The sequence below is a fragment of the Chromobacterium haemolyticum genome (assembly GCF_002081825.1).
GTDB lineage: Bacteria > Pseudomonadota > Gammaproteobacteria > Burkholderiales > Chromobacteriaceae > Chromobacterium > Chromobacterium fluminis.
In genome coordinates this window covers 1-22145 of sequence record NZ_MUKU01000015.1, presented here as the reverse complement: position 1 = coordinate 22145, position 22145 = coordinate 1, and the positions used below count along the sequence as shown (strand labels likewise).

Annotated in this window: 21 protein-coding genes; 12 read left to right on the top strand and 9 right to left on the bottom strand. The window is 63.1% G+C overall.

Features of this window, described 5'->3' with window-relative positions; genetic code table 11:
• Positions 1–7: 7 nt before the first annotated feature.
• From mgtE to B0T39_RS13045, 4 genes are all read right to left on the bottom strand, one after another.
• Positions 8–1447, bottom strand: coding sequence for a magnesium transporter (gene mgtE / locus B0T39_RS13060; protein WP_081547285.1), 1440 nt, complete (start codon positions 1445–1447; stop codon positions 8–10).
• Between the two features lie 202 nt (positions 1448–1649).
• Positions 1650–2336 (bottom strand): monofunctional biosynthetic peptidoglycan transglycosylase, encoded by a 687-nt coding sequence (gene mtgA, locus B0T39_RS13055; RefSeq protein WP_176219547.1) that lies wholly within the window; start codon positions 2334–2336, stop codon positions 1650–1652.
• 113 nt (positions 2337–2449) lie between these two features.
• A complete protein-coding gene (gene aroE / locus B0T39_RS13050) occupies positions 2450–3271 on the bottom strand; it encodes a shikimate dehydrogenase (protein WP_081547283.1) in 822 nt (273 codons plus the stop codon).
• Between the two features lie 191 nt (positions 3272–3462).
• On the bottom strand, positions 3463–3915 hold the full coding sequence (locus B0T39_RS13045) for a rhodanese-like domain-containing protein (RefSeq protein ID WP_081547281.1): 453 nt from the start codon (positions 3913–3915) through the stop codon (positions 3463–3465).
• Between the two features lie 381 nt (positions 3916–4296).
• Between B0T39_RS13045 and glnA the strand changes: the two genes are divergently transcribed.
• The 5 genes from glnA to B0T39_RS13020 all read left to right on the top strand — a co-directional run bounded on the left by glnA (position 4297) and on the right by B0T39_RS13020 (position 9929).
• Positions 4297–5715, top strand: a complete 1419-nt coding sequence (gene glnA, locus B0T39_RS13040) for a type I glutamate--ammonia ligase (RefSeq protein WP_081547279.1) — start codon at positions 4297–4299, stop codon at positions 5713–5715.
• A 113-nt stretch (positions 5716–5828) separates the two neighbouring features.
• Positions 5829–6311, top strand: a complete 483-nt coding sequence (locus B0T39_RS13035) for a DUF4124 domain-containing protein (RefSeq protein WP_081547277.1) — start codon at positions 5829–5831, stop codon at positions 6309–6311.
• Positions 6312–6370: 59 nt separating this feature from the next.
• Complete coding sequence (gene glnL, locus B0T39_RS13030) at positions 6371–7486, top strand: nitrogen regulation protein NR(II) (RefSeq protein WP_254894552.1); 1116 nt, start codon at positions 6371–6373, stop codon at positions 7484–7486.
• 215 nt (positions 7487–7701) lie between these two features.
• A complete protein-coding gene (ntrC, locus tag B0T39_RS13025; protein ID WP_081547273.1) occupies positions 7702–9159 on the top strand; it encodes a nitrogen regulation protein NR(I) in 1458 nt (485 codons plus the stop codon).
• 29 nt (positions 9160–9188) lie between these two features.
• Complete coding sequence (locus tag B0T39_RS13020) at positions 9189–9929, top strand: substrate-binding periplasmic protein (RefSeq protein ID WP_081547271.1); 741 nt, start codon at positions 9189–9191, stop codon at positions 9927–9929.
• 1 nt (position 9930) lies between these two features.
• Here B0T39_RS13020 and B0T39_RS13015 read toward each other — a convergent pair whose 3' ends face one another.
• The gene (locus tag B0T39_RS13015; protein ID WP_081547269.1) at positions 9931–10860 is read right to left on the bottom strand and encodes a LysR family transcriptional regulator; all 930 of its coding nucleotides are present in this window, start codon (positions 10858–10860) and stop codon (positions 9931–9933) included.
• 95 nt (positions 10861–10955) lie between these two features.
• On the opposite strand from B0T39_RS13015, the gene metE reads away from it, so the two are divergent.
• Entirely contained in the window at positions 10956–13247 is a 2292-nt protein-coding gene (gene metE, locus B0T39_RS13010) for a 5-methyltetrahydropteroyltriglutamate--homocysteine S-methyltransferase (protein ID WP_081547267.1), read from the top strand.
• A 59-nt stretch (positions 13248–13306) separates the two neighbouring features.
• On the opposite strand, the gene B0T39_RS13005 is transcribed toward metE, so the two are convergent.
• The 3 genes from B0T39_RS13005 to B0T39_RS12995 all read right to left on the bottom strand — a co-directional run bounded on the left by B0T39_RS13005 (position 13307) and on the right by B0T39_RS12995 (position 14945).
• Entirely contained in the window at positions 13307–13765 is a 459-nt protein-coding gene (locus B0T39_RS13005) for a SixA phosphatase family protein (RefSeq protein WP_081547265.1), read from the bottom strand.
• Between the two features lie 114 nt (positions 13766–13879).
• A complete protein-coding gene (locus B0T39_RS13000) occupies positions 13880–14596 on the bottom strand; it encodes an LrgB family protein (protein ID WP_081547263.1) in 717 nt (238 codons plus the stop codon).
• Positions 14589–14945 (bottom strand): CidA/LrgA family protein, encoded by a 357-nt coding sequence (locus tag B0T39_RS12995; RefSeq protein WP_081547261.1) that lies wholly within the window; start codon positions 14943–14945, stop codon positions 14589–14591. The genes B0T39_RS13000 and B0T39_RS12995 overlap by 8 nt, the downstream gene beginning before the upstream one ends.
• Before the next feature lie 133 nt (positions 14946–15078).
• Here B0T39_RS12995 and B0T39_RS12990 point away from each other — a divergent pair, with 133 nt between their 5' ends.
• From B0T39_RS12990 to B0T39_RS12980, 3 genes are all read left to right on the top strand, one after another.
• Positions 15079–15606 carry a chorismate--pyruvate lyase family protein gene (locus tag B0T39_RS12990; protein ID WP_254894551.1) on the top strand — a complete coding sequence of 176 codons (528 nt, stop codon included), beginning with the start codon at positions 15079–15081 and terminating at the stop codon, positions 15604–15606.
• Positions 15603–16475: a 4-hydroxybenzoate octaprenyltransferase gene (gene ubiA / locus B0T39_RS12985; protein ID WP_081547257.1), complete on the top strand. Its 873-nt coding sequence runs from the start codon at positions 15603–15605 to the stop codon at positions 16473–16475. Before B0T39_RS12990 ends, ubiA begins: the two co-directional genes overlap by 4 nt.
• A gap of 149 nt (positions 16476–16624) precedes the next feature.
• Positions 16625–16855: a hypothetical protein gene (locus B0T39_RS12980; protein ID WP_081547255.1), complete on the top strand. Its 231-nt coding sequence runs from the start codon at positions 16625–16627 to the stop codon at positions 16853–16855.
• Between the two features lie 125 nt (positions 16856–16980).
• On the opposite strand, the gene B0T39_RS12975 is transcribed toward B0T39_RS12980, so the two are convergent.
• Complete coding sequence (locus B0T39_RS12975; protein WP_019100570.1) at positions 16981–17277, bottom strand: ArsR/SmtB family transcription factor; 297 nt, start codon at positions 17275–17277, stop codon at positions 16981–16983.
• A 103-nt stretch (positions 17278–17380) separates the two neighbouring features.
• Between B0T39_RS12975 and gpmI the strand changes: the two genes are divergently transcribed.
• The 3 genes from gpmI to B0T39_RS12960 all read left to right on the top strand — a co-directional run bounded on the left by gpmI (position 17381) and on the right by B0T39_RS12960 (position 21945).
• Positions 17381–18904: a 2,3-bisphosphoglycerate-independent phosphoglycerate mutase gene (gpmI, locus tag B0T39_RS12970; protein ID WP_081547253.1), complete on the top strand. Its 1524-nt coding sequence runs from the start codon at positions 17381–17383 to the stop codon at positions 18902–18904.
• 248 nt (positions 18905–19152) lie between these two features.
• Positions 19153–20481, top strand: coding sequence for a murein hydrolase activator EnvC family protein (locus B0T39_RS12965; protein ID WP_081547251.1), 1329 nt, complete (start codon positions 19153–19155; stop codon positions 20479–20481).
• 27 nt (positions 20482–20508) lie between these two features.
• Positions 20509–21945: a S41 family peptidase gene (locus B0T39_RS12960; protein ID WP_240937333.1), complete on the top strand. Its 1437-nt coding sequence runs from the start codon at positions 20509–20511 to the stop codon at positions 21943–21945.
• Positions 21946–22145 lie beyond the last annotated feature (200 nt).

The window sequence follows — 22145 nt, the reverse complement described above, 5'->3', positions numbered from 1 at the left end:
ATGGTCGTCACAACAGGAACAGGGTGGCCAAACCCAGGAAGATGAAAAACCCGCCGGAATCGGTGCAGGCGGTGATCAGCACGCTGGAACCCAGCGCCGGGTCACGCCCGGAACGTTGCATCAGGCAGGGAATCAGCACCCCCATGGTGGCGGCCAGCATCAGGTTGAGCAACATCGCGCCCAGCATGACCAGGCCCAGCGAGAAGCTGCCGTACAACAACCAGGCCACGCTGCCTATCACCCCGCCCCACAACACGCCGTTGATCATGCTGACCCGCAGCTCCTTGCGCCACAAGCGCCAGGCCTGGCTCAGCTGCATCTGCCCCATGGCCAGCGCACGCACAATCATGGTGATGGTCTGGTTTCCGGAGTTGCCGCCAATGCCGGCGACAATGGGCATCAAGGCGGCCAAGGCCACCAATTGGGAAATGGAGTGCTCGAACACGCCGATCACGCGCGAGGCGACGAAGGCGGTGCATAGATTGATCGCCAGCCAGGCCCAGCGGTTCTTCACCGAGTCGATCACCGGCGCAAACAGGTCTTCTTCCTCTTTCAAACCGGCCAGGTTCAACACTTCGCTGTCGGACTCTTCGCGGATCACATCCACCATCTCGTCCACGGTCAGCCGGCCGATCAGCTTGCCGGCCTCGTCCACCACCGGCGCGGTAATTAAGTCGTAGCGCTCGAAAGCCAGCGCAGCGTCGGCGGCGTCTTCGTCCGGGCTGAAGCTGACCAGTTCGGTGGCCATCACTTCGGCCACCAGCGCGTCGGGGTCGGACACCAGCAGTTTACGGATGGACAGCACGCCCTTGAGCAGGCCCAAATCGTCGATGACGAAGATTTTGTCGGTATGCGCCGGCAACTCGTCGAAACGGCGCAGATAGCGCAGCACGACTTCGCAACTGACGTCGGCACGGATCTTGACCAGGTCGAAGTCCATCAGCGCGCCAACCTTGTCCTCATCGTAGGACAGCGCCGATTGCAGTTGGGCGCGCTCTTCTTCGCCCAGTCCCCCCATCACTTCGTACACCACCTGACGCGGCATGTCCGGCGCCAGTTCGGCCAGTTCGTCCGCGTCCAACTGCTCGGCGGCGTTCACGAGCTCGCCGTGCTCCATCACTTCGATCAGCGATTCCCTGACCGCGTCGGACACTTCCAACAAGATGGCGCCGTCGCGCGCGCCGTCCACCTGGTCCCAGACCAATAAGCGGTCTTCCAGCGGCAAGGCTTCCAGGATATGGGCGACGTCGGCCGGGTGCAGCTGCTCCAACTTAAGGCGCAGCGCTTCCAGATTGTAATACGGGGCCTGCGGGTCCGTCGGCGGCTCGGACGCCTCCTGACGGGATACAAGATATTCCAACTGCCGCTGACGCTCGATCAGGCGCTGCACCAGGGCCAGGCTTTCTTGCAGACGATCGGCGGATTGTTGCTTGAAGGCAACCGTCATGCACGTCTCCTTCCGCCCAGATGGCGCGCGCGGCGCGGGCGGTCTGAGGCGGGCATTATTCTCTAACGGTAAATCGGGATTGGATTACGGGGTAACTGGGTAAGTCCATTGCGTAGCCGCCATGCCTCGCGCACGGCGCACTCAAAGAAAGTCGCGATTGTAACATGCCCCCCGCGCCGCTCCAATCCGCCCCAGCAGACGCTCAAGGCAGTTCCACATAGCCCATCCGTCGCTGGATGATTCGGGTCTTGCGCGCCAAGCCCGGCGCGGCGCGGTGGGTGTCGTAGTAGCGCGGGTTGGGCACCATCGCCGCCAGCTTGGCCGCCTGCGACGAGGACAGCCGTGCCGCGCTGGAACGGTAGTAATAGCGCGACGCCGCCTCCGCGCCGAACACGCCGTTGCCCCATTCGATCACGTTCAGATAGATCTCGAAAATGCGCCGCTTGTCCAGCACCGTTTCCAGCATCACCGTAATCAAGGCTTCCTCCACCTTGCGCCACGGCGTCTTGCTGCTGGACAGGAACAAATTCTTGGCCAGTTGCTGGCTGATGGTGGAGCCGCCCGCGACGATCTTGCCCTTCTTCATGTTTTTTTCGAACGCGGCCTCGATGCCGTCCCAGTCGAACCCCTCGTGATCGACGAACTTGGCGTCCTCGGATGCGATCAGCGCGCGCTTGAGATTGGGAGATATCTGCTCGTAACTCACCCATTTGTGGCGCAGTTCCGCCTCGGGATCGTCCTGCTGCAGCTTGGCCAGCTGTTCGTTCATGAAGGAACTGGCCGATGGATTGTGGCCGCGCCAATAAACGATGTGGCCAAAGATCCACAGGTTATACAGCAGAAAGGCGGCCATCAGGGCCGCCAACACTTTCAGGAAGAGACGCATCATCTGACTCGCAAAGCGAGCCCCCTCGCAGAGCAAGGGGGATTGGGATTCAAACCACGGGAGGGGGGATGCCGGCACAGGTCAAATAGGTCCGGCCCGGTTGGACCCGGCAAGCGTCAGGCCAGCACTTCCCGCAGCATATTGGTCACTTTGCGAGTGGCGGGCTCCACGCCGCGCCAGATGGAGAAGGATTCCGCAGCCTGCTCCACCAGCATGCCCAGGCCGTCGGCCAGCATGCCGGCGTTCTCCGCCTGAGCGCGCTGCAGGAAGGGCGTCAGGCCCTTGCTGTACACCATGTCGTAAGCCAGGGTGCGCGCGGTGAACAAGCCGTAGGGGATGGGCGGCAATTCATTGCTAAGACTGGTCGAGGTGGCATTGATCACGATGTCGAAGCTGCGGCCCTTCAATTGCTCGTAGCCGATAGCCTCCACCTTGCCCCAGGGTGCGAAATGGTGCGCCAGCGCCTCGGCCTTGATCAGGGTGCGGTTGACGATGGTCAAAGAGGCGGGCTTCTGCGCCAGAATGGGCTCCAGCACGCCGCGCACCGCGCCGCCCGCGCCCAGGATCAGCACCTTGGCCCCGGCGATCGGGTAGTCCAGATTATCGACGATGTCGCGCACCAGGCCCACGCCATCGGTGTTGTCGCCGTAGATCTTGCCGTCGCGGAAGCACAAGGTGTTGACCGCTTCCGCCGCGCGGGCGCGCTCGGTCAGCTCGTTGGCGAAGCGGTAAGCGTCGCCCTTGAACGGCAGCGTAATGTTGAGGCCCTTGCCGCCGGCGGAGACAAACTCGGCCACCACATCGTTGAAACGCCCCAGTTCGGCGAACAACTTGTCGTAAGCGATATCCTGGCCGGTGGCCGCCGCGAATTCGTTATGGATGAACGGCGACTGGCTGTGCGAAACAGGATTGCCGATAACGGCGTAACGGTCGGTCATGAGTCAGCTTTCCAAGATTGGGTATGTTTTTGGTATCGGATAGAGAGTGGCTAAGAAAACCCTCGCGCCGCGTCGCGCTTGGCTTTGTTGGCGGCTCTCGCCGCGTCCGCGCCGACGGAGCGACGGCGCTATGACACTTTGCCGTGGAATACGCCAAACATCAACCACGACATCGCCGCGCAGCGCCCGGCTCAGCCTTGTTGCCAGGGCAGGCCGCGCGCTTTCCAGCCGCCCACGGTGTTGCGGTGGCCTTCGGCGTCCTTGTCGCCTTCAAAGCCCTCCAACACGTTGTAGGCCTCGGCGTAGCCGGCGGCGGCGACCATGCGCGCGGCTTCGTCGGAACGCACGCCGGATCGGCACATCAGCATCAGCACGCCCTCCTTGGGCAATAGGCTCTGCAATTGCTCGATGAAACGCGGATTGGGCTGCATGCCGGGAAAGCTGCGCCACTCCAGCCGCTGGGCGTAGGGCACCACGCCGACGAACTGCCATTCCGCCGCGCTGCGCACGTCCAGCAGCACCGCCTCCGGCATGGCTTGTTTCAACTGATGCGCCTCCTGCGGCGTCAAAGCGCCGCGATAGGGCAAGCCTAGCTCTTCAGCCCGGCGCTGCGCCTGCTGCAATAGCTGCGTCATCTGATCCATGCAAGCTCTCCCCGCGGCTTGGCCGCCTTGTAGAACCGCTAACAATTCCCTGAGACGGGCTTGAGCTGGTTTGCCATGTCTGGCGCACCGCCTACGTCCCCCCCCTTGCCTCGGGTTCTCCGCGTGGTTTTGTTAGCGGCTCCTATTACCTTATATACGGATTATCCATATCGACGAAGACAGCCGCAACGCCGTTAACGCCCTGTTTTGGTGCATCAACCCAAATCAGGCACCACCCTGGTTCATTCAACTTCGCTAGCGCCCGGTTTTGGGCTATGACACAATGGAATCTCAGCGATATCAAAGCTGGCACGCTTAATGCTTAAGAGCCTGCCATCCACTCATTCGCACATGATGCATGTAGCCTTTCAGGAGAAAACCATGGCGGTTGCAGACGTAGTCAAGCTGATTACTGAAAATGATGTCAAGTTCATCGACCTGCGCTTTACCGACACCCGCGGCAAAGAACAACACGTGTCGATTCCGGCCCATGTCCTGCTGGACGATCCGGACGCATGGTTCGAACACGGCCACGCCTTCGACGGCTCCTCGATCGCAGGCTGGAAAGGCATCCAGGCATCCGACATGCTGCTGATGGCCGACCCGGCCACCGCCCGCATCGACCCGTTCTACGACGAACCCTCCGTCTTCATGCACTGCGACGTGATCGACCCGGCCGACGGCAAGGGCTACGACCGCGACCCGCGCTCCATCGCCAAGCGCGCCGAAGCCTATCTGAAAGCCTCCGGACTGGGCGACACCGCCTACTTCGGCCCGGAACCGGAATTCTTCATCTTCGACAGCGTGACCTGGGGCACCGACATGTCCGGCTGCTTCGTCAAGATCAAGGCGGAAGAAGCCGCCTGGGCCTCCGCCGAGGAGTTCGAGGGCGGCAATATGGGCCACCGCCCCGGCATTAAAGGCGGTTACTTCCCGGTGCCGCCGGTGGACTCCTCCCAAGACATCCGCTCCGCCATGGTGTTACTACTGGAAGAACTGGGCATCCCCGTGGAAGTTCACCACCACGAAGTGGCCACTGCCGGCCAGAACGAGATCGGCACCAAGTTCAGCACGCTCACCCAGCGCGCGGATTGGACCCAGATTCTGAAATACGTGGTGCACAACGTGGCTCACAGCTACGGCAAAACCGCCACCTTCATGCCCAAGCCCATCGTCGGCGACAACGGCTCCGGCATGCATGTTCACCAGTCCATCTGGAAGGACGGCAAGAACCTGTTCGCAGGCGACGGCTACGCCGGCCTGTCCGAAACCGCGCTTTACTACATCGGCGGCATCATCAAGCACGCCAAGGCGTTGAACGCGATCACCAACCCGGGCACCAACTCTTACAAACGCCTGGTGCCGCACTACGAAGCGCCGGTGAAGCTGGCCTATTCCGCCAAGAACCGCTCCGCCTCCATCCGCATCCCGCACGTGGCCAGCCCCAAGGGCCGCCGTATCGAGGCGCGCTTCCCGGACCCCTTGGCCAACCCCTACCTGTGCTTCTCCGCGCTGCTGATGGCCGGCCTGGACGGCATCCAGAACAAGATCCACCCAGGCGACGCCGCGGACAAGAACCTGTACGATCTGCCGCCGGAAGAAGATAAGCTGATCCCGACCGTGTGCGCCAGCCTGGACGAGGCGCTGGCCGCTCTGGACAAGGACCGCGAGTTCCTGACTCGCGGCGGCGTGTTCTCCAATGACTGGATCGACGCCTACATCGAACTGAAGATGCAGGAGGTCAACCTGACCCGCATGACCACGCATCCGGTGGAATTCGCGATGTATTACTCGCTGTAATACCGGCGCATGGAAAAACGGCAGCCCCCCCGGGCTGCCGTTTTCATATATGACTTGTCCGGCGGATTTGCATATCATTGCAGAGCTGAAACCCGGAACTCGACACGCCGCCCATGAAAACTCTATCTCTTTGTCTGATACTGCTGCTGAGCGCCTCCGCTCACGCCACCGTTTACAAGTACGTGGACAAAGACGGCAACGTCACCTTCACCAATGTGCCGATTCGCGGCGCGCAGGCGATCCGGCTCAATCCGCTCTCCTCCTACCCCAGCCAGCACAAGAAAAACAACGTCCCCGGCAACAGCAGCGGCGGGAACGGCGACGCCAAGCCCGCCGGCAGCTACCCCAGCGTCGATCCCGGCACCCAGAAACAGCGCGACAACGGCCGCCGCAAAATCCTGGAACAGGAGCTGGCCAATGAGCAGAAAACGTTGTCCGAAGCGGAAAAAGCGCTGGCCGACGGCAAAGCCACGCGCAACGGCGACGAAACCCGCAATTACCAGAAATACCTGAACCGGGTGCAGAAGCTGCAGGACGAAGTCACCGACCGCCAGAAAAACGTGGAAGCCTTGCGCCGCGAACTGGGGCAGAACTAGTTTGACGCACCATCATGGTGCATACTGAAAAGAAATGGGCCATTCCCGGGCGCGCGGGCATGGCCCGAATTTTGCTCAGCCTGCGCAAGCCCTCCGCCCCAGCCTACAGGACACACCGCACCATGCCGCCGACCAGCTTTGCCGGACTAGAACTGCTTGACACCCCCGTGCTGATCGTCGACGCCGACGGCGCGCTGCATTTCGTCAATCCCGCTTGCGAAAACCTGCTGGCGCTCGGCAGCCGCGAATTGCTGCGTCACAGCCTGTTCGATCTGTTCCAGCCCTGCCCGGCGCTGCGTCAGGCGCTGTCCACCGCGCTGCGCCACAACGCCAGCTTCATCGAACACGACTTGGAACTGGTTCCCCAGCACAGCGAGCAGGCGCTGCACATCGCGCTGTCGGTCGCCCCGGTGGACGCGGACGGCGGACTGGCGCTGATCGAACTGCGGCCGCTGGATCAGCAGTTGAAGATCGCCAACGAGGAACGGCTGCTGCTGCAACACCAGGCCAATCGGGAGCTGATCCGCAACCTGGCGCATGAGATCAAGAACCCGCTGGGAGGCATCCGCGGCGCGGCGCAGTTGCTGGAGCACGAGCTGCTGGACCGCCCGGAGTTGAAAGAATACACCGCGGTGATCAAGGAAGAGGCGCTGCGGCTACAATCGCTGGTCGACCGCCTTCTGGCGCCGCACCGCAGCCATGTTCGCGGCGAAATCAATATCCACGAAGTGCTGGAGCGCGTGCGCAGCATCGCGCTGGCGGAATACCCGCAAGGCCTGCAAATTCGCCGCGACTACGACACCAGCCTGCCGCAGTTGGTGGCAGATAAGGAACAACTGATCCAGGTAGCGCTCAACATCGTCAAGAACGCGATTCAGGCGATGAAGGGCCGCGGCGAATTGATTCTGCGCACCCGAGTGGCGCGCCAGGTGACGCTGGCGCGCAAGCGCCACACCCTGGCATTGAAATTGCAAATCATCGATGACGGCCCCGGCATTCCCGACGAGATCAAGGACCATATTTTCTACCCGCTGGTCACCGGCCGCGCCGAAGGCACCGGCCTGGGCCTGACTCTGGCGCAGGCCTTCGTCCACCAGCACGGCGGCAATATCGAATTCGACTCACGGCCGGGACAAACCTGCTTTACGGTAATGCTGCCCTTCGCCACCGACTGAGAACCTGCTCAAAGTCCGCTGCGTTTCGTGAGATGTCGCATGGCGCGAGCACACCTTCGAAATGCTGACGCACCACCGGTATATCCAGCTTTCTCAGCTATTTTCACCTGGTCTCGCTCTTGCCCGCGAGACTTTGAACAGATTTTGAGACGCATCGACAACAACACCTTGCGGCGGCCGGCTGGCGCTGGCGGCCACAGCATGAGGATTTCGTGATGAACCAAGCGGTATGGATTATTGACGACGACAAGGCAATACGCTGGGTGCTGGAAAAAGCGCTGGGGCGCGCCGGCATCGGCTTCGACAGTTTCGCCAGCGCCGACGACGCGCTGAACGCGCTGTACGACCGCGCTCCGCAAGTCATCATTTCGGATATCCGCATGCCGGGCACCGACGGGCTGAAATTCCTGTCCAAGGTCAAATCCGAACACCCTGCGCTGCCCGTCATCATCATGACCGCGCACTCCGATCTGGATTCCGCGGTGGCGGCTTTCCAGGGCGGCGCCTTCGAATATCTGCCCAAGCCCTTCGACGTCGATCAGGCGGTGCTGCTGATCGAACGCGCGCTGGCGGAAAGCCGCCCGGACATCGCGGTCAGCGATCATCCGGAGGCGATGCCGGTGCTGCTGGGCCAGGCGCCGGCAATGCAGGACGTGTTCCGCGCCATCGGCAGGCTGTCCCAGTCCAACGTCACCGTGCTGATCACCGGCGAATCCGGCACCGGCAAGGAGCGCGTGGCCGAAGCGCTGCACCGCCACTCGGTGCGCGCCGGCAAACCCTTCATCGCGCTCAATACCGCCGCCATTCCCAAGGACTTGCTGGAATCGGAACTGTTCGGCCATGAAAAAGGCGCGTTCACCGGCGCGCAAGCCACCCGCCGCGGCCGCTTCGAGGAGGCCGAGGGCGGCACGCTGTTCCTGGACGAGATCGGCGACATGCCCACCGAACTGCAAACCCGGCTGCTGCGCGTGCTGTCCGACGGCCACTTCTACCGCGTCGGCGGCCACACCCCGATCAAGGCCAATGTCCGCGTCATCGCCGCCACCCACCAAAACCTGGAACAACGGGTGCGCGACGGCCAGTTCCGCGAAGACCTCTACCACCGCCTGAACGTGATCCGCCTGAGGCTGCCGCCGCTGCGCGAACGGCGCGAGGACATCCCCCTGCTGGCTCGCCACTTCCTGGCCAAGAGCGCCACCCAGTTGGGCGTGGAACCCAAGCGACTCAGCGACGCCGCCATGGACGTGGTCAAACACAGCCTGTTCTCCGGCAATGTGCGCGAGCTGGAGAATCTGTGCCAGTGGATTAGCGTGATGGCGCCCGGTCAAACCGTGGAAGCGGCCGACCTGCCTCAGGAACTGCGCGATCCCGCCTCCGGCGCTCGCCATCCCGGCGGGGCAGAAACCGGGCAACTGGACTGGCCCCAGTTGCTGGCGGAGGAAGTCAGCCGCCGCCTGCTCGCCGGCGAGGTCGGCATCATCGACGAACTGACCCACCGCTTCGAGATCAGTTGCATCCGCAGCGGCCTGGCCCACACCGGCGGCCGCAAAGTGGAAGCTGCTCACCTGCTGGGCTGGGGCCGCAACACGCTGACTCGCAAGATCCAGGAGTTGGGCCTGGAAGCTCACGCGGAGGAAACCCATGACAAGGCCGATCTCGGGCTCATAAAATGAATCCATGATCATTCCGCAAGGACCCGTCCATGTCCAAGTCCACGCTGGCGCTGCTCACCCTGCTGGCCGGCGGGTGGGTCCATGCGGCCCCCCTCCTGCGCATCGTCGTCGGCAGCGCCGAACCCGCGCCCTTCATCCAGCACGTCTCCACGCAACTATCCGGCCCCGTGATCGACCTCGCGCGGCAAGCGGCGGAACATTGCGGTCTAAACGCGCAGTTCCGGCAACTGCCGGCGCGACGGCTGTTACGCGGGCTGGCGCTAAACCAGGCCGACGCCGCCGCCATGCTGTCCTTCCAGACCGACCGCGCCAAACAGATGCTCTACCCGATGCGCGGCGGATCGGCGGACAGCCGGCTCAGGCTGACGGCCCTGTCCTACGTGCTCTACGTTCCACAGGATTCAACGCTGCGTTGGGACGGCTACCGACTGGACCTGCCTGAGGACGACAGCGTCGGCGTCAATCGAGGCTGGTCCGTCACCCGCGTGTTGAAAGCCCGCCGGATACCCACCGAAGCCGGCGCCGATCTGGACGAGAATTTCGCCAAACTACAGGCAGGCCGCATCGCCGCCTTCGCCATGCACGAGCCCGGCGGCGACGCTTATCTGGCGCAGCACCCGCAGCTGCGCATGAAAAAACTGCTGCCGCCGCTGAAAACCGAAAACAATTATCTGGTGTTCGCCAAGGCTTACGGCCAGGCCCATCCGGAGCGCATGCGCTGCGTCTGGAGCCAATTGCCGTCGCTGCGCCGGCAACTGGACCTGCCCTGAATCAGCTGGCCGCACCCAGCGGCGTCAGCCCCGGCAAGGTGGCGAAACTCTGCTCCCTCACCGTGACCAGAAAATCCTGCATATAGGCCAAGCCGCCGTCGTCGCCGCGCACCGCGGCGTACAACTCGCTGCTCAAACCGCGCTCGCCGATCGGCCGCGCCACCACGTAGCCGCGTTCCAGATAAGGCTTGACCGCCCAGTACGGCAAAGCCGCCACCCCACGGCGGCTGGCCACCAGTTGAATGATGGCGATGGTCAGCTCGCTGCTGCGCCGCGCCGGATTGACGCCCGCCGGGCGCAATACCTTGCGCACCAGGTCCAGCATTTCATCCGGCACTGGGTAATGGATCAGCGTTTCTCCGGCAAAGTCCTCCGCCAGCCAACAGCGCTTGTTCGCCAGCGGATGATCCCGCGCCACGATGCCCACCATTTCATAAGCGAACAGCGGCTGGTAATCGATGCCGGCCTGCGGCTCCGCCTCGGACACGATGGCCAGATCCGCGCGATGGCTCAGCAGCAGGCTCACCGGATCGGTGTGAAAGCCGGACACGATGTCCAGCTCCACGCCCGGCCAATGCTGGCGGAACGCGTCCATCGCCGGCATCAGCCAGTCAAAGCAGGTATGGCACTCCACCGCCACCCGCAATTCGCCAACCTCCCCCTGACGCAGGCGCGCCAGATCGCGCTCCGCCGCCGCCACCCTGGCGTTCAGATCATGAGCCAGCGCCAACAACCTCTCCCCGGCGGCGGTGAAGCGCAGCGGCTGGGTCTTGCGCTCGAACAAGCTCATGCCGTAACCCTGCTCCAACTGTTTGAGCTGATGCGAAAGCGCGGATTGGGTCAGAAACAAGCGACTGGCGGCCAAAGACACGCTGCCGGTTTCGGCCAGCGCCAACAGGGTACGCAGATGTCTAATCTCCAGAAAGCTCATTATGAATTCATTTCATGTTAGCTAGCAAAATAATGAGTTTGTATCATACAACAGCTTGCGTAATGCTAGGGACATCACTAACCAAGGAGCCCACCATGACCACCCTGCACCTGCTCGGCTTTCCCCGCATCGGCGCCAAGCGCGAACTGAAGACCCTGCTGGAAAACTACTGGAAGAACGAAATCGACGAAGCCGCGCTGCTGGGCGGCGCGCGTGAACTGCGCCAGCGCCACTGGCTGCTGCAAAAAGGCGCCGGCGTTGAATTGTCCCCGGTAGGCGACTTCTCCCTGTACGACCACGTGCTGGACGCGCAACTGCTGGTGGGAGCTATTCCGCCGCGCTTCGGCTTCGACGCCACCAAGCTGAGCACCGAGCAGTATTTCCAGTTGGCGCGCGGCAACGCCGGCCAGCCTGCGCTGGAAATGACCAAATGGTTCGACACCAACTACCACTATCTGGTGCCGGAATGGCATGCCGACACCGCCTTCCAGGCGCAGCCTGAGCGCTTGCTGGCGCAAGTGAGAGAAGCCCAGGCGCTGGGCCTGCGCGCCAAGCCGGTGCTGCTGGGGCCGCTGTCGCTGTTGTGGCTGGGCAAGGCCAAGAACGCCTGCCTGGACAAGTTATCCTTGCTGCCCGCCCTGCTGCAAGCCTATCGCGATGTGCTGGCCGCGCTGGCGGCGGCTAAAGTGGACTGGGTGCAGATCGACGAACCCATCCTGGCTCTGGACCTGCCGCCGGAATGGCTGGCCGCCTTCGAGCCCGCCTATCGGCAACTGCAAGACTCTCCGCTACGGCTGCTGCTGGCCACCTACTTCGGCAGCGTCGCCGAGCACGCCGAACTACTGCAACGCTTGCCGGTGGCCGGTCTGCACCTGGATCTGGTGCGCGCGCCGCTGCAACTGGCGGCTTTCGCCGACGGCTGGCCGCAAGACAAGGTGCTGTCCGCCGGCGTCATCGACGGTCGCAATATCTGGCGCGCCGATCTGTCCCGCGTACTGGCCAGTCTGCAACCCTTGGCGGCCGATCTGGGCGAGCGGCTGTGGATCGCGCCCAGCTGCTCGCTGCTGCACACGCCTTTCGACCTGGCAGCGGAAACCCAGCTCGACGTCGACGTCAAAACCTGGCTCGCCTTCGCGGTGCAAAAGCTCAATGAACTGAAAGTGCTGAAACGAGGCGTGGAGCAAGGCCGCGAAGCCATCGCCAACGAACTGGCCGGCAGCGACTACGCCCGTCAGCAGCGCGCCGCCAGCCCGCTGATCCACCGCCCCGAAGTCCAACAGCGCCTGGCCACGCTGCCGGCCGACGCCGACCGCCGCCACAACGCCTATCCGGTTCGCGCCGCCGCGCAGCAAGCCTGGCTCAAGCTGCCGCTACTGCCCACCACCACCATAGGCTCTTTCCCGCAGACCGCGTCCATCCGCGGCGCTCGCGCCGCCTTCAAGCGCGGCGAGCTGCCCGCCGACGCCTATCGCCAGGCGATGCAACAGGAAATCGAACTGGCGATACGCCGCCAGGAAGCGCTGGACATCGATGTGCTGGTGCACGGCGAGGCCGAGCGCAACGACATGGTGGAATATTTCGGCGAACAATTGTCCGGTTTCGTGTTCACCGCCGGCGGTTGGGTGCAAAGCTACGGCAGCCGCTGCGTGAAACCGCCCATTTTGTTCGGCGACGTGGCGCGGCCGCAGCCGATAACCGTGGAATGGGCGGAGTACGCGCAAAGCCTGACCTCCCGCCCAGTCAAGGGCATGCTCACCGGACCGGTCACCATCCTGCAATGGAGCTTTGTTCGCGACGATCTGCCGCGCGGCGAAGTCTGCCGCCAGATCGCCCTGGCGCTGAACGACGAGGTTCGCGACCTGGAAACCGCCGGCATTCGCGTAATCCAGATCGACGAACCGGCCATCCGCGAAGGCCTGCCGCTGAAACGCGCCGACCGCGCCGCCTACCTGGACTGGGCCGGCGAGGCTTTCCGGCTGTCTTGCCACGGCGTGGCCGACGCCACCCAGATCCACACCCATATGTGCTATTCGGAATTCGGCGACATTCTACCGGCCATCGCCGCGCTGGACGCGGACGTGATCACCATCGAAACCTCGCGTTCGGACATGGAGCTGCTGCAGGACTTCGGCCACTTCCGCTACCCCAACGCCATCGGCCCCGGCGTCTACGATATCCACAGCCCGCGGGTACCGCCTGAAGCCGAAATCCAACAACTGCTGGAAAAGGCGCTGCAAGTGATCGAACCGGAAAAACTGTGGGTCAACCCCGACTGCGGCCTGAAAACCCGCGGCTGGCCCGAGGTGGAGGCCGCGCTCTCCAGCATGGTCAAGGTCAGCAAGACGCTGCGTCGGCGTCTGGCTCAGGAGGCCGACGCCACCGTCTGAAACGTTTGAGACTGACAAGAAAAAGGCCCCTCGATCGAGAGGCCTTTTCAAGTGCCGATTCAAGGCTGCAACATGCCCGGCGTCATCATCGCCTTCAAACGCGTCTGCTCGATGCCGTGGCGGTCGCGGTGACTCAACCACCAGACAGACCCCTTCTTCACGCTCCACAATTGCTGCTGCTCCGACAGCAGGCTGGACGTCAACCAGCCGATATAAGGCTGATGGCCAACCAACACCACGGTGCGGTTCGCCTCCGGCCAGCCTATCGCCTCCAGCACCTCTTCTGGCGACGCCGTCGGATTCAGCGCCGGCACCGTCTGAAAGCTTTTCGCCAGCAAGGCCGCCGTCTGCTGCGAACGCTTGGCCTCAGAGGCCAGCAGCAGATAATCGCGCGGCAGGCGCACCCGCAGCCAAGCCGCCATCTGGCTCGCCTGCTGCTGCCCGCGCCGCGTCAGCGCCCTTGCCAGATCATCGGAGCCGTCCTCCGCCTCCGCGTGGCGCCACAAAATCAAATCCATACACACCCCTCGTTAAAATATTTTCAATCCAGGCGCAGTCGTGCCAAGTCGAGCCCCCGCCCCAGGCGGGATGCGCGGCTTGGCGCGACTGCTAAATTAAGAGCCATCCGCCCGCTACAAGGGAAACAACGTCAGCAACAAAGGCACCAACAAAGCGGTGAACACCCCGTTCAAGCCCATTGCCAGGCCCGCGAAGGCGCCCGCTGTCTCCGACAGCTGAAACACCCGCGCCGTTCCAATCCCATGCGCGGAAATACCCGTGGCCACGCCCAGCGCCACATCGTTGCGCAGACGCAGGCCGTTGAACAGCGGCCACGCCGCCACCGCGCCGAAAATGCCGGACAGGATCACACACATCGCCGCCAACTCCGGCACCCCGCCTATGCTTTGCGACACACTCATCGCAATCGGCGTGGTCACCGCCCGCGTGCTCAGCGACAACAGCACCTCGCGCGGCAAACCGAACAGCCAGCCCAAGCCCACCGCGCTGACGACGCCGGTAACGCCACCCAGGGCGATGCTCAAGGCCAGCGGCCCCGCCGCGCGCTTGAGCCGGCTCAGATTGCCGTACAAGGGCACCGCCAAAGCCACCGTCGCCGGCCCTAACAACATTTGTATCCACTGCGCACCCTGCATGTACTGGCGGTAATCGGTGCGCGTCAGCACCAGCCAGCCCAATACCAGCAATACCCCGATCAACACCGGGTTGGACAGCGGATGACCGCGACAGCGGCGATTAAACCCCAAGGCCAACCGGTAAGCCAGCAGCGTGATGAAAACCCCCGTCAGCGGCGATTCCCGCAGCGCGGACACGACGCCGACGCTAGTCATGCCCGCCTCCTCGCCGCCGCGCCAGCATCCAATGCAAAGCCAGCCCCGGCACCAGCAAGGTGGTCAGCGTCGACAAGGCCAGCACCGCCGCCAGGCGCGCGCCGTAATCGGCCAACAGCGTCTGGTAAGCCAGCACCGCTCCGCCGGCAGGGATGAACAGCAAGGACATATGCGCGAGAAAGCGCGGCGCATGGGTCTGCAGCGTCGTCGGCACTCCGCGACGCGCACACAAGGTGGCGAACAACAGCAACATGCCCAAGACCGGCCCCGGCACCGGCACGCCCAAACCGCGCGCCAAGACTTCTCCCGCCAATTGATAGCCCAACAGCCACAGCGCCGTCTCCATCATGCGATCTTCCCTCCTTCCGCCTTGATGACGTCATGATAATGCCCCGGCTCGCGCTTGGGGATAGACAGATGGACGCGCGTCGCGCCGCAGAAGGGCGGGACAAGCCCCCGCCGGCTTTGGCATAATGCGCGCCATGCCCAATCCCCCAATCTGGCTGCCGGAACCGCCAGCGCTGTCCGCCGTCGCGCAATCCTGTCTCACCGAAGCCGGCTCGCTGACCGAACGGCTGCAAAGCACTGGTCGCCGCTTCGCCGTGCGCGTGTTGCGGCAAGGTCCCGACGTCTGTCTGGAAGACGAGGCGCCGCAGCTCGGCCTGGCCGCCGGAGCGCCGCTGCAGGCCCGCGAGGTGGCGCTGACCCTGGACGATACCCCGGTCGTGTTCGCCCGCAGCGTCACCCGCCTGGACTGCGCGGCCTGGCAGCCCATTCTAGACCGCGGCAGCCGCTCGCTGGGTCTGACATTGTTCGGCGGCCTGCCGGATTTGCAGCGCGACCCGCTGCGCTACCGCCTCATCGCCGCCGATCATCCGCTGTTCGCGCCGGCGGCCCAACTCAGCCCGCACGCCAGCTACCCGGCGCGGCGCTGCCGCTTCCTGCTGCGGCAAGCGCCGCTGCTCGTGTGCGAACTCTTTTTGCCGGAGCTGGAGAATTTCTTGCGATGAACGCCGCCCGCCTCAATGAACGTTTGACCGTTTACATGCAACTGATGCGCATGGACAAGCCCATCGGCACCTTCCTGCTGCTGTGGCCGACGCTGTGGGCGCTGCTGATCGCCGGCCAAGGCCGGCCCGACCCGCTCATCGTGCTGATCTTCATCATCGGCACTTTTTTGATGCGTTCGGCCGGCTGCGTGATCAACGATTACGCGGACCGCGACTTCGACGGCCACGTGGAACGCACCCGGCAACGGCCGTTCGCCCGCGGCGCGGTCGGCAAGAAGGAAGCCTTGCTGCTGGCCGCCGGCCTGGCGCTGCTGTCGCTGCTGCTGATCCTGCCGCTGAACGGCCTGACCCTGCTCTTGAGCGTGCCGGCGCTGTTCATCGCCGCCAGTTACCCTTTCACCAAGCGCTTCTTCCCGGTGCCGCAAGCCTATCTGGGCCTGGCCTTCTCCTTCGGCATCCCAATGGCCTTCGCCGCCCAGACCGGCGAGGTGCCGGCGCTGGCCTGGCTGCTGCTGCTGGCCAACGCTTGCTGGACGCTGGCCTACGACACCGCCTACGCCATCAGCGACAAGCCGGACGATCTCAAGATAGGCATCAAAACCTCGGCGATCACCTTCGGCGACTACGACGTTCTGGCCATCATGCTGTTCCACGCCGTCTTCCTCGCGCTAATGGCCGGCATCGGCCTGCATCTGGCGCTGGCCTGGCCATTTTACCTGTCCCTGCTGGTCTCCGTCGCCCTGATGACCAGACAATATCTGGACATCCGGGAACGCGACCGAGCAGCCTGCTTCAAGGCTTTCCTCGACAATAACCGCGTTGGCGCGGCCATCCTCATTGGCATGGCGCTCAGCTACTGGCTGCCGTAAAACCCAACGTCATCACTTTGCGACGCGGCGGCATTTTGTTATTGTTTGTGAACTTTTCTAAAAGGCTTTAATCCCAGAGAAGGCATATTCCACCCATTTGGAATTGCAGCCGACATGCACCATCGGCTTCACACAAGAAAGGACATATCATGAAACTGATTTCCGCTCTGATCGCCGCTGCTTTCGCCACCAGCGCCATGGCCGCCACCCCGGCGTCCGCGCCCTCCGCCGAAAAGAAAATGGAGCATAAAGCCGAACACAAGCAGGCCGGCAAAAAGCACCACAAGAAGCATGCTTCGGGCGCCGCGCACCACAAGAAATCCGGCCACAAACATTCGGGAAAGAAAGCTGAACACAAAGCGGCTTCCGCCGCTAAGTAATTGACCGCCGGGCCGCGGGCCTGGCGCAAAAACGCCGCGGCTCATGGCGAGCCGCGGCGTTTTCATATCCGGGTACGATCATAGGGCCGGCCAGACGCCGGCGCGGGCCTCAGCCGGGCGGCGACTTATTCGCCGAAGCCACAGAACACCTCTCGCATCATCTTCAAGACCTCCAGCGTGCGGATGTCGCCAACGCGGTAATAAACGCGGTTCGCGTCCTTGCGCGTGCGCAACACGCCCTTGTCGCGCATAATGGCCAAATGCTGAGAAATATTGCTCTGCGACGTGCCCACCTGCTCGACTATATCCTGCACGCTCACTTCCTGGTCTTCCAGCACCGATATGATCTTCAAACGCAGCGGGTGCGACATGGCCTTCATCGCCCTCGAGGTCTGCTCGATCTGGTCATCGTTGAACAGCAAGGCTTCTCTCCCTGTAGAGTCATTTTATTTAGTCTGACTGCGGTACAATACTACACAAAATCCAATACCATCAAGATTTTCTAATATTCAGAATGTGAATGCCATGAAATCCATCAAACCGGTGTTGTTGTTGATTCTCGACGGTTTTGGCCATCGCACCGAAGGCGATGACAACGCTATTCTTCATGCCTCGATGCCTAATTGGCATCGTCTGCGCCAAACCTTCCCCTACGGCACCATCAACGCCTCGGAAAACTTCGTCGGCCTGCCCTCCGGCCAGTTCGGCAATTCCGAGGTGGGCCACCTCAACATCGGCGCCGGCCGCGTGGTGCAACAGGACATCAGCCGCATCGACTGCGACATCGAAGACGGCCGCTTCGCCGCCAATCCCGCGCTGGTTTCCGGTATCGCCAAGGCCAAGGACTCGGCGCTGCACATCATGGGCCTGCTGTCCGATGGCGGCGTTCACAGCCATGAAAACCATATTCACTCGCTGATCCGCGCGGCGCAGGCTTCCGGCGTCGCCCGCATCCGCGTGCATGCTTTCCTTGACGGCCGCGATACGCCGCCGCGCAGCGCCAAAACCTATCTGGAACGGCTGGACGCGGTGCTGGCCGAATGCCCGGCCGCGCGCCTGGCGTCCGTGACCGGCCGCTACTGGGCAATGGACCGCGACAAACGCTGGGAACGCGTGGAGCCGGCTTACCGCCTGCTGGTGGAAGGCGAAGGCCTGTTCCACGCCCGCAACGGCCTGGAAGCGCTGGAAGCGGCCTACGCTCGCGACGAGAACGACGAGTTCGTCAAAGCCACCGCCATCGGCGAAGCCGCCCCGATGCGTGACGGCGACGTCGTCGTATTCATGAACTTCCGCGCCGACCGCGCTCGCCAATTGGTCAGCGCGCTGACCGACCCTGCCTTCGACGGCTTCAAGGCCCGCCAGCCCAAGTTCGCCGACTTCGTCACCCTGACCTCCTACGGCGAAGCCTACAGCTGCCTGTCCATCGCCTACCCGCCGCAGAAGATCAGCAACGGCTTCGGCGAATACCTGGCCAGCCAGGGCCTGAAACAGCTGCGCATCGCCGAAACCGAGAAATACCCTCACGTCACCTATTTCTTCAACGGCGGCGAGGAGCAGGTCTATCCCGGCGAAGATCGCATCCTGGTGCCATCGCCCAAGGTGGCCACTTACGACCTGCAGCCAGAAATGAACGCAGGCGAAGTCACGGACAAAATCGTCGCCGCCATCGCCTCCGGCCAATACCAGGCCATCATCTGCAATTACGCAAATGGCGACATGGTGGGCCACAGCGGCATCTTCGACGCCGCGGTCAAGGCGGTGGAAGCGCTGGACGGCTGCGTCGGCCGCTGCGTGGAGGCGATGCGCGCCGCCGGCGGCGAAGTATTGATCACCGCCGACCACGGCAACTGCGAACAAATGTACGACGCCGAGCACCATCAGCCGCATACCCAGCACACCCTGAGCCCGGTGCCCTTCCTCTATGTCGGCCGTCCGGCCCGGATCCGCTCCGGCGGTTCGCTGCGCGACATCGCGCCGTCGCTGCTGGCGATGATGGGCCTGGAACAACCGGCGGAGATGAGCGGTCAATCGTTGATTGAATTCCAATAAGAATCTGTTCTAAAGTCTGCTGCGCTTCAGCAATACGGCGTTAAAAACACTTTCAGAATGCTCATGTACTCCTTGTACATTCCGCTTCTTCAAGCGTTTTCGCCTTGTCTCGCTCTTGCTCGCGAGACTTTAGAACAGACTCCAAGACCCGCCGCCGCCGGCTCCGCCGGCGTCATCGACCCAAGCGTGCCGCCCGCGGACGACGCGCTAGTTGGTCCGCGGCCCAAGCAGAAAGCATATTCCCGGCCATGAAACCCTATGTCCTGATGGCGGCCTTGATCGCCGGAGCCAGCCACGCCGCGCCTCCGGCCTCCGCCGCGCTGTCCACCGCCCCACACCAGCAAGACCTCAAATCGGTGCGCAAGGAAATCGATACGCTGAAAAAAGACATCGCCCAAAAACAGGCGGTGCAAAAAGAGGCGCAATCGGCGATCAAGGAGTCGGAACAAGCCATTAGCCAAACCAACCAGGCGCTGGTGAAGCTGGAGAAAAAACAGAGCAGCTCCGAACAGCAGCTAGAGGCGCTGCGCGCCCAGATCAACGCCAGCCGCAACAGCCTGGCCGCGGTGCGCCAGCGCGTAGGCCAGATGCTGGCGCGCCAGTACAAGAGCGGCCAGCACGACGCGATGAAGCTGATGATGAACGCGAACGATCCCAATCAGAGCGCTCGCGACCTCGCCTACTATCAGCACATCGCCCGCGCCCAGCAGCAGCTGGTCGCCCAGTTGATCACCCACCAGCACGAGCTGGAGGCGCTGTCCTTCCAACTGGAACAGGAGCTGGCCCGCCTCAACTCGCTGTCGGACCGCAAGAGCCAGGAAAAGAGTTCGCTGCAGCAGGACAAAGCCAGCCAGCAGCAGGAGCTGAGCAAAGTCACCGGCGAAATCAAGTCAGGGCAAAGCAAGCTCAGCCAGCTGCAGGAAAACGAAAAGCGCCTGACCGGCCTGATCGCCCAGATCAATCGCGAAATCCAGCGCCGCCGCGCGGAAATCGCGCGCAAGGCGGCGGAAGAGCGCAAGGCCAAGCTGGCCGCGGCCCGCGAAGCGGCGCGCAAAGAGAACGAGCGCCGCCGCAAGCTGGCGGAAAATGCCAAGAAACAAGGCAAGCCTGTGCCGGAAGAAGCCAAGAAGACGGTCACGGTGAAAGAGGAAGCCATCACCGACGTGGCCGACGACAGCGCTGCCGGCCGCGCCTTTGTCAGCCTGCAGGGACGGATGAAAATGCCTGTGGCCGGACAATTGGTCGGCCGCTTCGGCAAACCCCGCCAGCAAGGCGTCAGCTGGAAAGGCCTGTTCATCCAGACCGCCAACGGCACACCGGTGCGCAGCGTAGCCGACGGCACCGTGGTGTTCGCCGATCAATTGCGCGGCTTTGGCAACGCCATTCTGATCGATCACGGCGGCAACTACATGACGGTCTATACCGGACTATCGGCCATAGGTAAATCCGTAGGCGGCAGCGTCAAGGCCGGCGACACGATCGGCAACACAGGAACACTGGACAGCGGCGAATCCGGCCTGTACTTTGAAATCCGACACATGGGACGCCCCCTAAACCCGCAAGCCTGGGCACGTTGAGCCAGGCAACGGAGACAGATAACAAACATGAGCAGCCAAAGAATGAAGAAGATTGCCTGGCTAGTGGCCGGCGCCATGGCCGGCGGCGTGCTGACGCTCAGCATGCAAGCCTTTGCCGACAAGGGCGAATCCCCGCTGCCGCTGAGCGAGCTGCGCACCTTCGCCGAAGTGTTTGGCCGCATCAAGCAGGACTACGTCGACCCGGTGGAAGACAAGAAGCTGATCACCGCGGCCATCAAGGGCATGTTGACCGGCCTGGACCCGCACTCCGACTACATGGACCCGGAAGCCTTCAAGGAACTCAAGGAAGGCACCCAGGGCGAATTCGGCGGCCTCGGCATCGAGATCGGCGCCGAGGACGGCTTGGTCAAGGTGGTGTCGCCCATCGAGGACACGCCGGCGCAGAAGGCCGGCATCAAGAGCGGCGACCTGATCATCAAGATCGACGACACCCCGGTGCGCGGCCTGTCCCTGACCGACGCGGTGAAGAAAATGCGCGGCAAGCCGGGCACCAAGGTCACGCTGACCATCGCCCGCAAGTCTGAAACCAAGCCCCTGGTGTTCACGCTGGCGCGCGCGGTGATCAAGACCAAGAGCGTCAAATACAAATTACTGGAGCCGGACTTCGGCTATGTGCGCATCACCCAGTTCCAAGAGCACACCTCCGAGGACCTGGCCGCCGGCGTGCAGGCGCTGTACAAGGCGAACAAGCAGGGGCTGAAAGGCCTGGTGCTGGATCTACGCGACGATCCGGGCGGCCTGCTCAACGGCGCGGTCGGCGTGTCCGCCGCCTTCTTGGCCAAGAACCAGTTGGTGGTCTACACCGAGGGCCGGACGCCGGACGCCAAGATGCGGCTGACCGCCAATCTGCAGAACTACGCCCGCCCCAACGGCAGCGACCCGCTGGCCCGGCTGCCGGTGGAAGCCCGCAACGTGCCCTTGGTCGTGCTGGTCAACGGCGGCTCCGCCTCGGCGTCGGAAATCGTCGCCGGTGCGCTGCAAGACCACAAGCGCGCGGTATTGGTGGGCACACAAACCTTCGGCAAGGGCTCGGTGCAATCCATCATGCCGCTGGGCAACGCCGGCGGCATCAAGCTGACTACCGCCCGCTACTTCACGCCGAACGGCCGCTCGATCCAGGCCAAGGGCATCGTGCCCGACGTGGTGGTGGAAGACGGCACGCTGACCGCGGCGGAGCAAGCCATCCGCGTGCGCGAAGCCGACCTGGAAAACCACTTGGCCAACCCCAACGGCGAGGAAAAGCCGGCGCCCAAGAGCAGCGCAAAACCCGCGCCTGCGTCTCAGCCCGCCCCCGCCAAGCCGGACGACGGCCAGGACAAGGCCAAGCCGGAAGAAAAGAGCCAGTTCGGTCCGCGCGATCCCAACCCCAAAAACGACAACCAACTGTCGCAGGCACTGAACATCCTCAAGGTACAACAGATCCTGCAGAAAAAAGGCAGTTGACCCCGCCTCCGCGGCTACAACGCGCCCCTGGTTTCGCCAGGGGCGTTTTCATGCGCGCGCTATATTGTCCTCCTGATCTTCCCCCTCCAGCCATACCAGCGATAAGGAGAGAAGTCCTAGGTTTGCATGGTAGTGGTACTGCTTGATAGTTCGGTGGTCCGCTGCTGGCGATAGCGTGCCGCAAACACTGCTGGTGGTAT

Bases quoted from the DNA above. Each gene is read 5' to 3' on its own strand.
- mgtE (WP_081547285.1), bottom strand. From the start codon at position 1,447: ATGACGGTTGCCTTCAAGCAACAATCCGCCGATCGTCTGCAAGAAAGC.
- mtgA (WP_176219547.1), bottom strand. From the start codon at position 2,336: ATGATGCGTCTCTTCCTGAAAGTGTTGGCGGCCCTGATGGCCGCCTTT.
- aroE (WP_081547283.1), bottom strand. From the start codon at position 3,271: ATGACCGACCGTTACGCCGTTATCGGCAATCCTGTTTCGCACAGCCAG.
- B0T39_RS13045 (WP_081547281.1), bottom strand. From the start codon at position 3,915: ATGGATCAGATGACGCAGCTATTGCAGCAGGCGCAGCGCCGGGCTGAA.
- glnA (WP_081547279.1), top strand. From the start codon at position 4,297: ATGGCGGTTGCAGACGTAGTCAAGCTGATTACTGAAAATGATGTCAAG.
- B0T39_RS13035 (WP_081547277.1), top strand. From the start codon at position 5,829: ATGAAAACTCTATCTCTTTGTCTGATACTGCTGCTGAGCGCCTCCGCT.
- glnL (WP_254894552.1), top strand. From the start codon at position 6,371: ATGGCCCGAATTTTGCTCAGCCTGCGCAAGCCCTCCGCCCCAGCCTAC.
- ntrC (WP_081547273.1), top strand. From the start codon at position 7,702: ATGAACCAAGCGGTATGGATTATTGACGACGACAAGGCAATACGCTGG.
- B0T39_RS13020 (WP_081547271.1), top strand. From the start codon at position 9,189: ATGTCCAAGTCCACGCTGGCGCTGCTCACCCTGCTGGCCGGCGGGTGG.
- B0T39_RS13015 (WP_081547269.1), bottom strand. From the start codon at position 10,860: ATGAGCTTTCTGGAGATTAGACATCTGCGTACCCTGTTGGCGCTGGCC.
- metE (WP_081547267.1), top strand. From the start codon at position 10,956: ATGACCACCCTGCACCTGCTCGGCTTTCCCCGCATCGGCGCCAAGCGC.
- B0T39_RS13005 (WP_081547265.1), bottom strand. From the start codon at position 13,765: ATGGATTTGATTTTGTGGCGCCACGCGGAGGCGGAGGACGGCTCCGAT.
- B0T39_RS13000 (WP_081547263.1), bottom strand. From the start codon at position 14,596: ATGACTAGCGTCGGCGTCGTGTCCGCGCTGCGGGAATCGCCGCTGACG.
- B0T39_RS12995 (WP_081547261.1), bottom strand. From the start codon at position 14,945: ATGATGGAGACGGCGCTGTGGCTGTTGGGCTATCAATTGGCGGGAGAA.
- B0T39_RS12990 (WP_254894551.1), top strand. From the start codon at position 15,079: ATGCCCAATCCCCCAATCTGGCTGCCGGAACCGCCAGCGCTGTCCGCC.
- ubiA (WP_081547257.1), top strand. From the start codon at position 15,603: ATGAACGCCGCCCGCCTCAATGAACGTTTGACCGTTTACATGCAACTG.
- B0T39_RS12980 (WP_081547255.1), top strand. From the start codon at position 16,625: ATGAAACTGATTTCCGCTCTGATCGCCGCTGCTTTCGCCACCAGCGCC.
- gpmI (WP_081547253.1), top strand. From the start codon at position 17,381: ATGAAATCCATCAAACCGGTGTTGTTGTTGATTCTCGACGGTTTTGGC.
- B0T39_RS12965 (WP_081547251.1), top strand. From the start codon at position 19,153: ATGAAACCCTATGTCCTGATGGCGGCCTTGATCGCCGGAGCCAGCCAC.
- B0T39_RS12960 (WP_240937333.1), top strand. From the start codon at position 20,509: ATGAGCAGCCAAAGAATGAAGAAGATTGCCTGGCTAGTGGCCGGCGCC.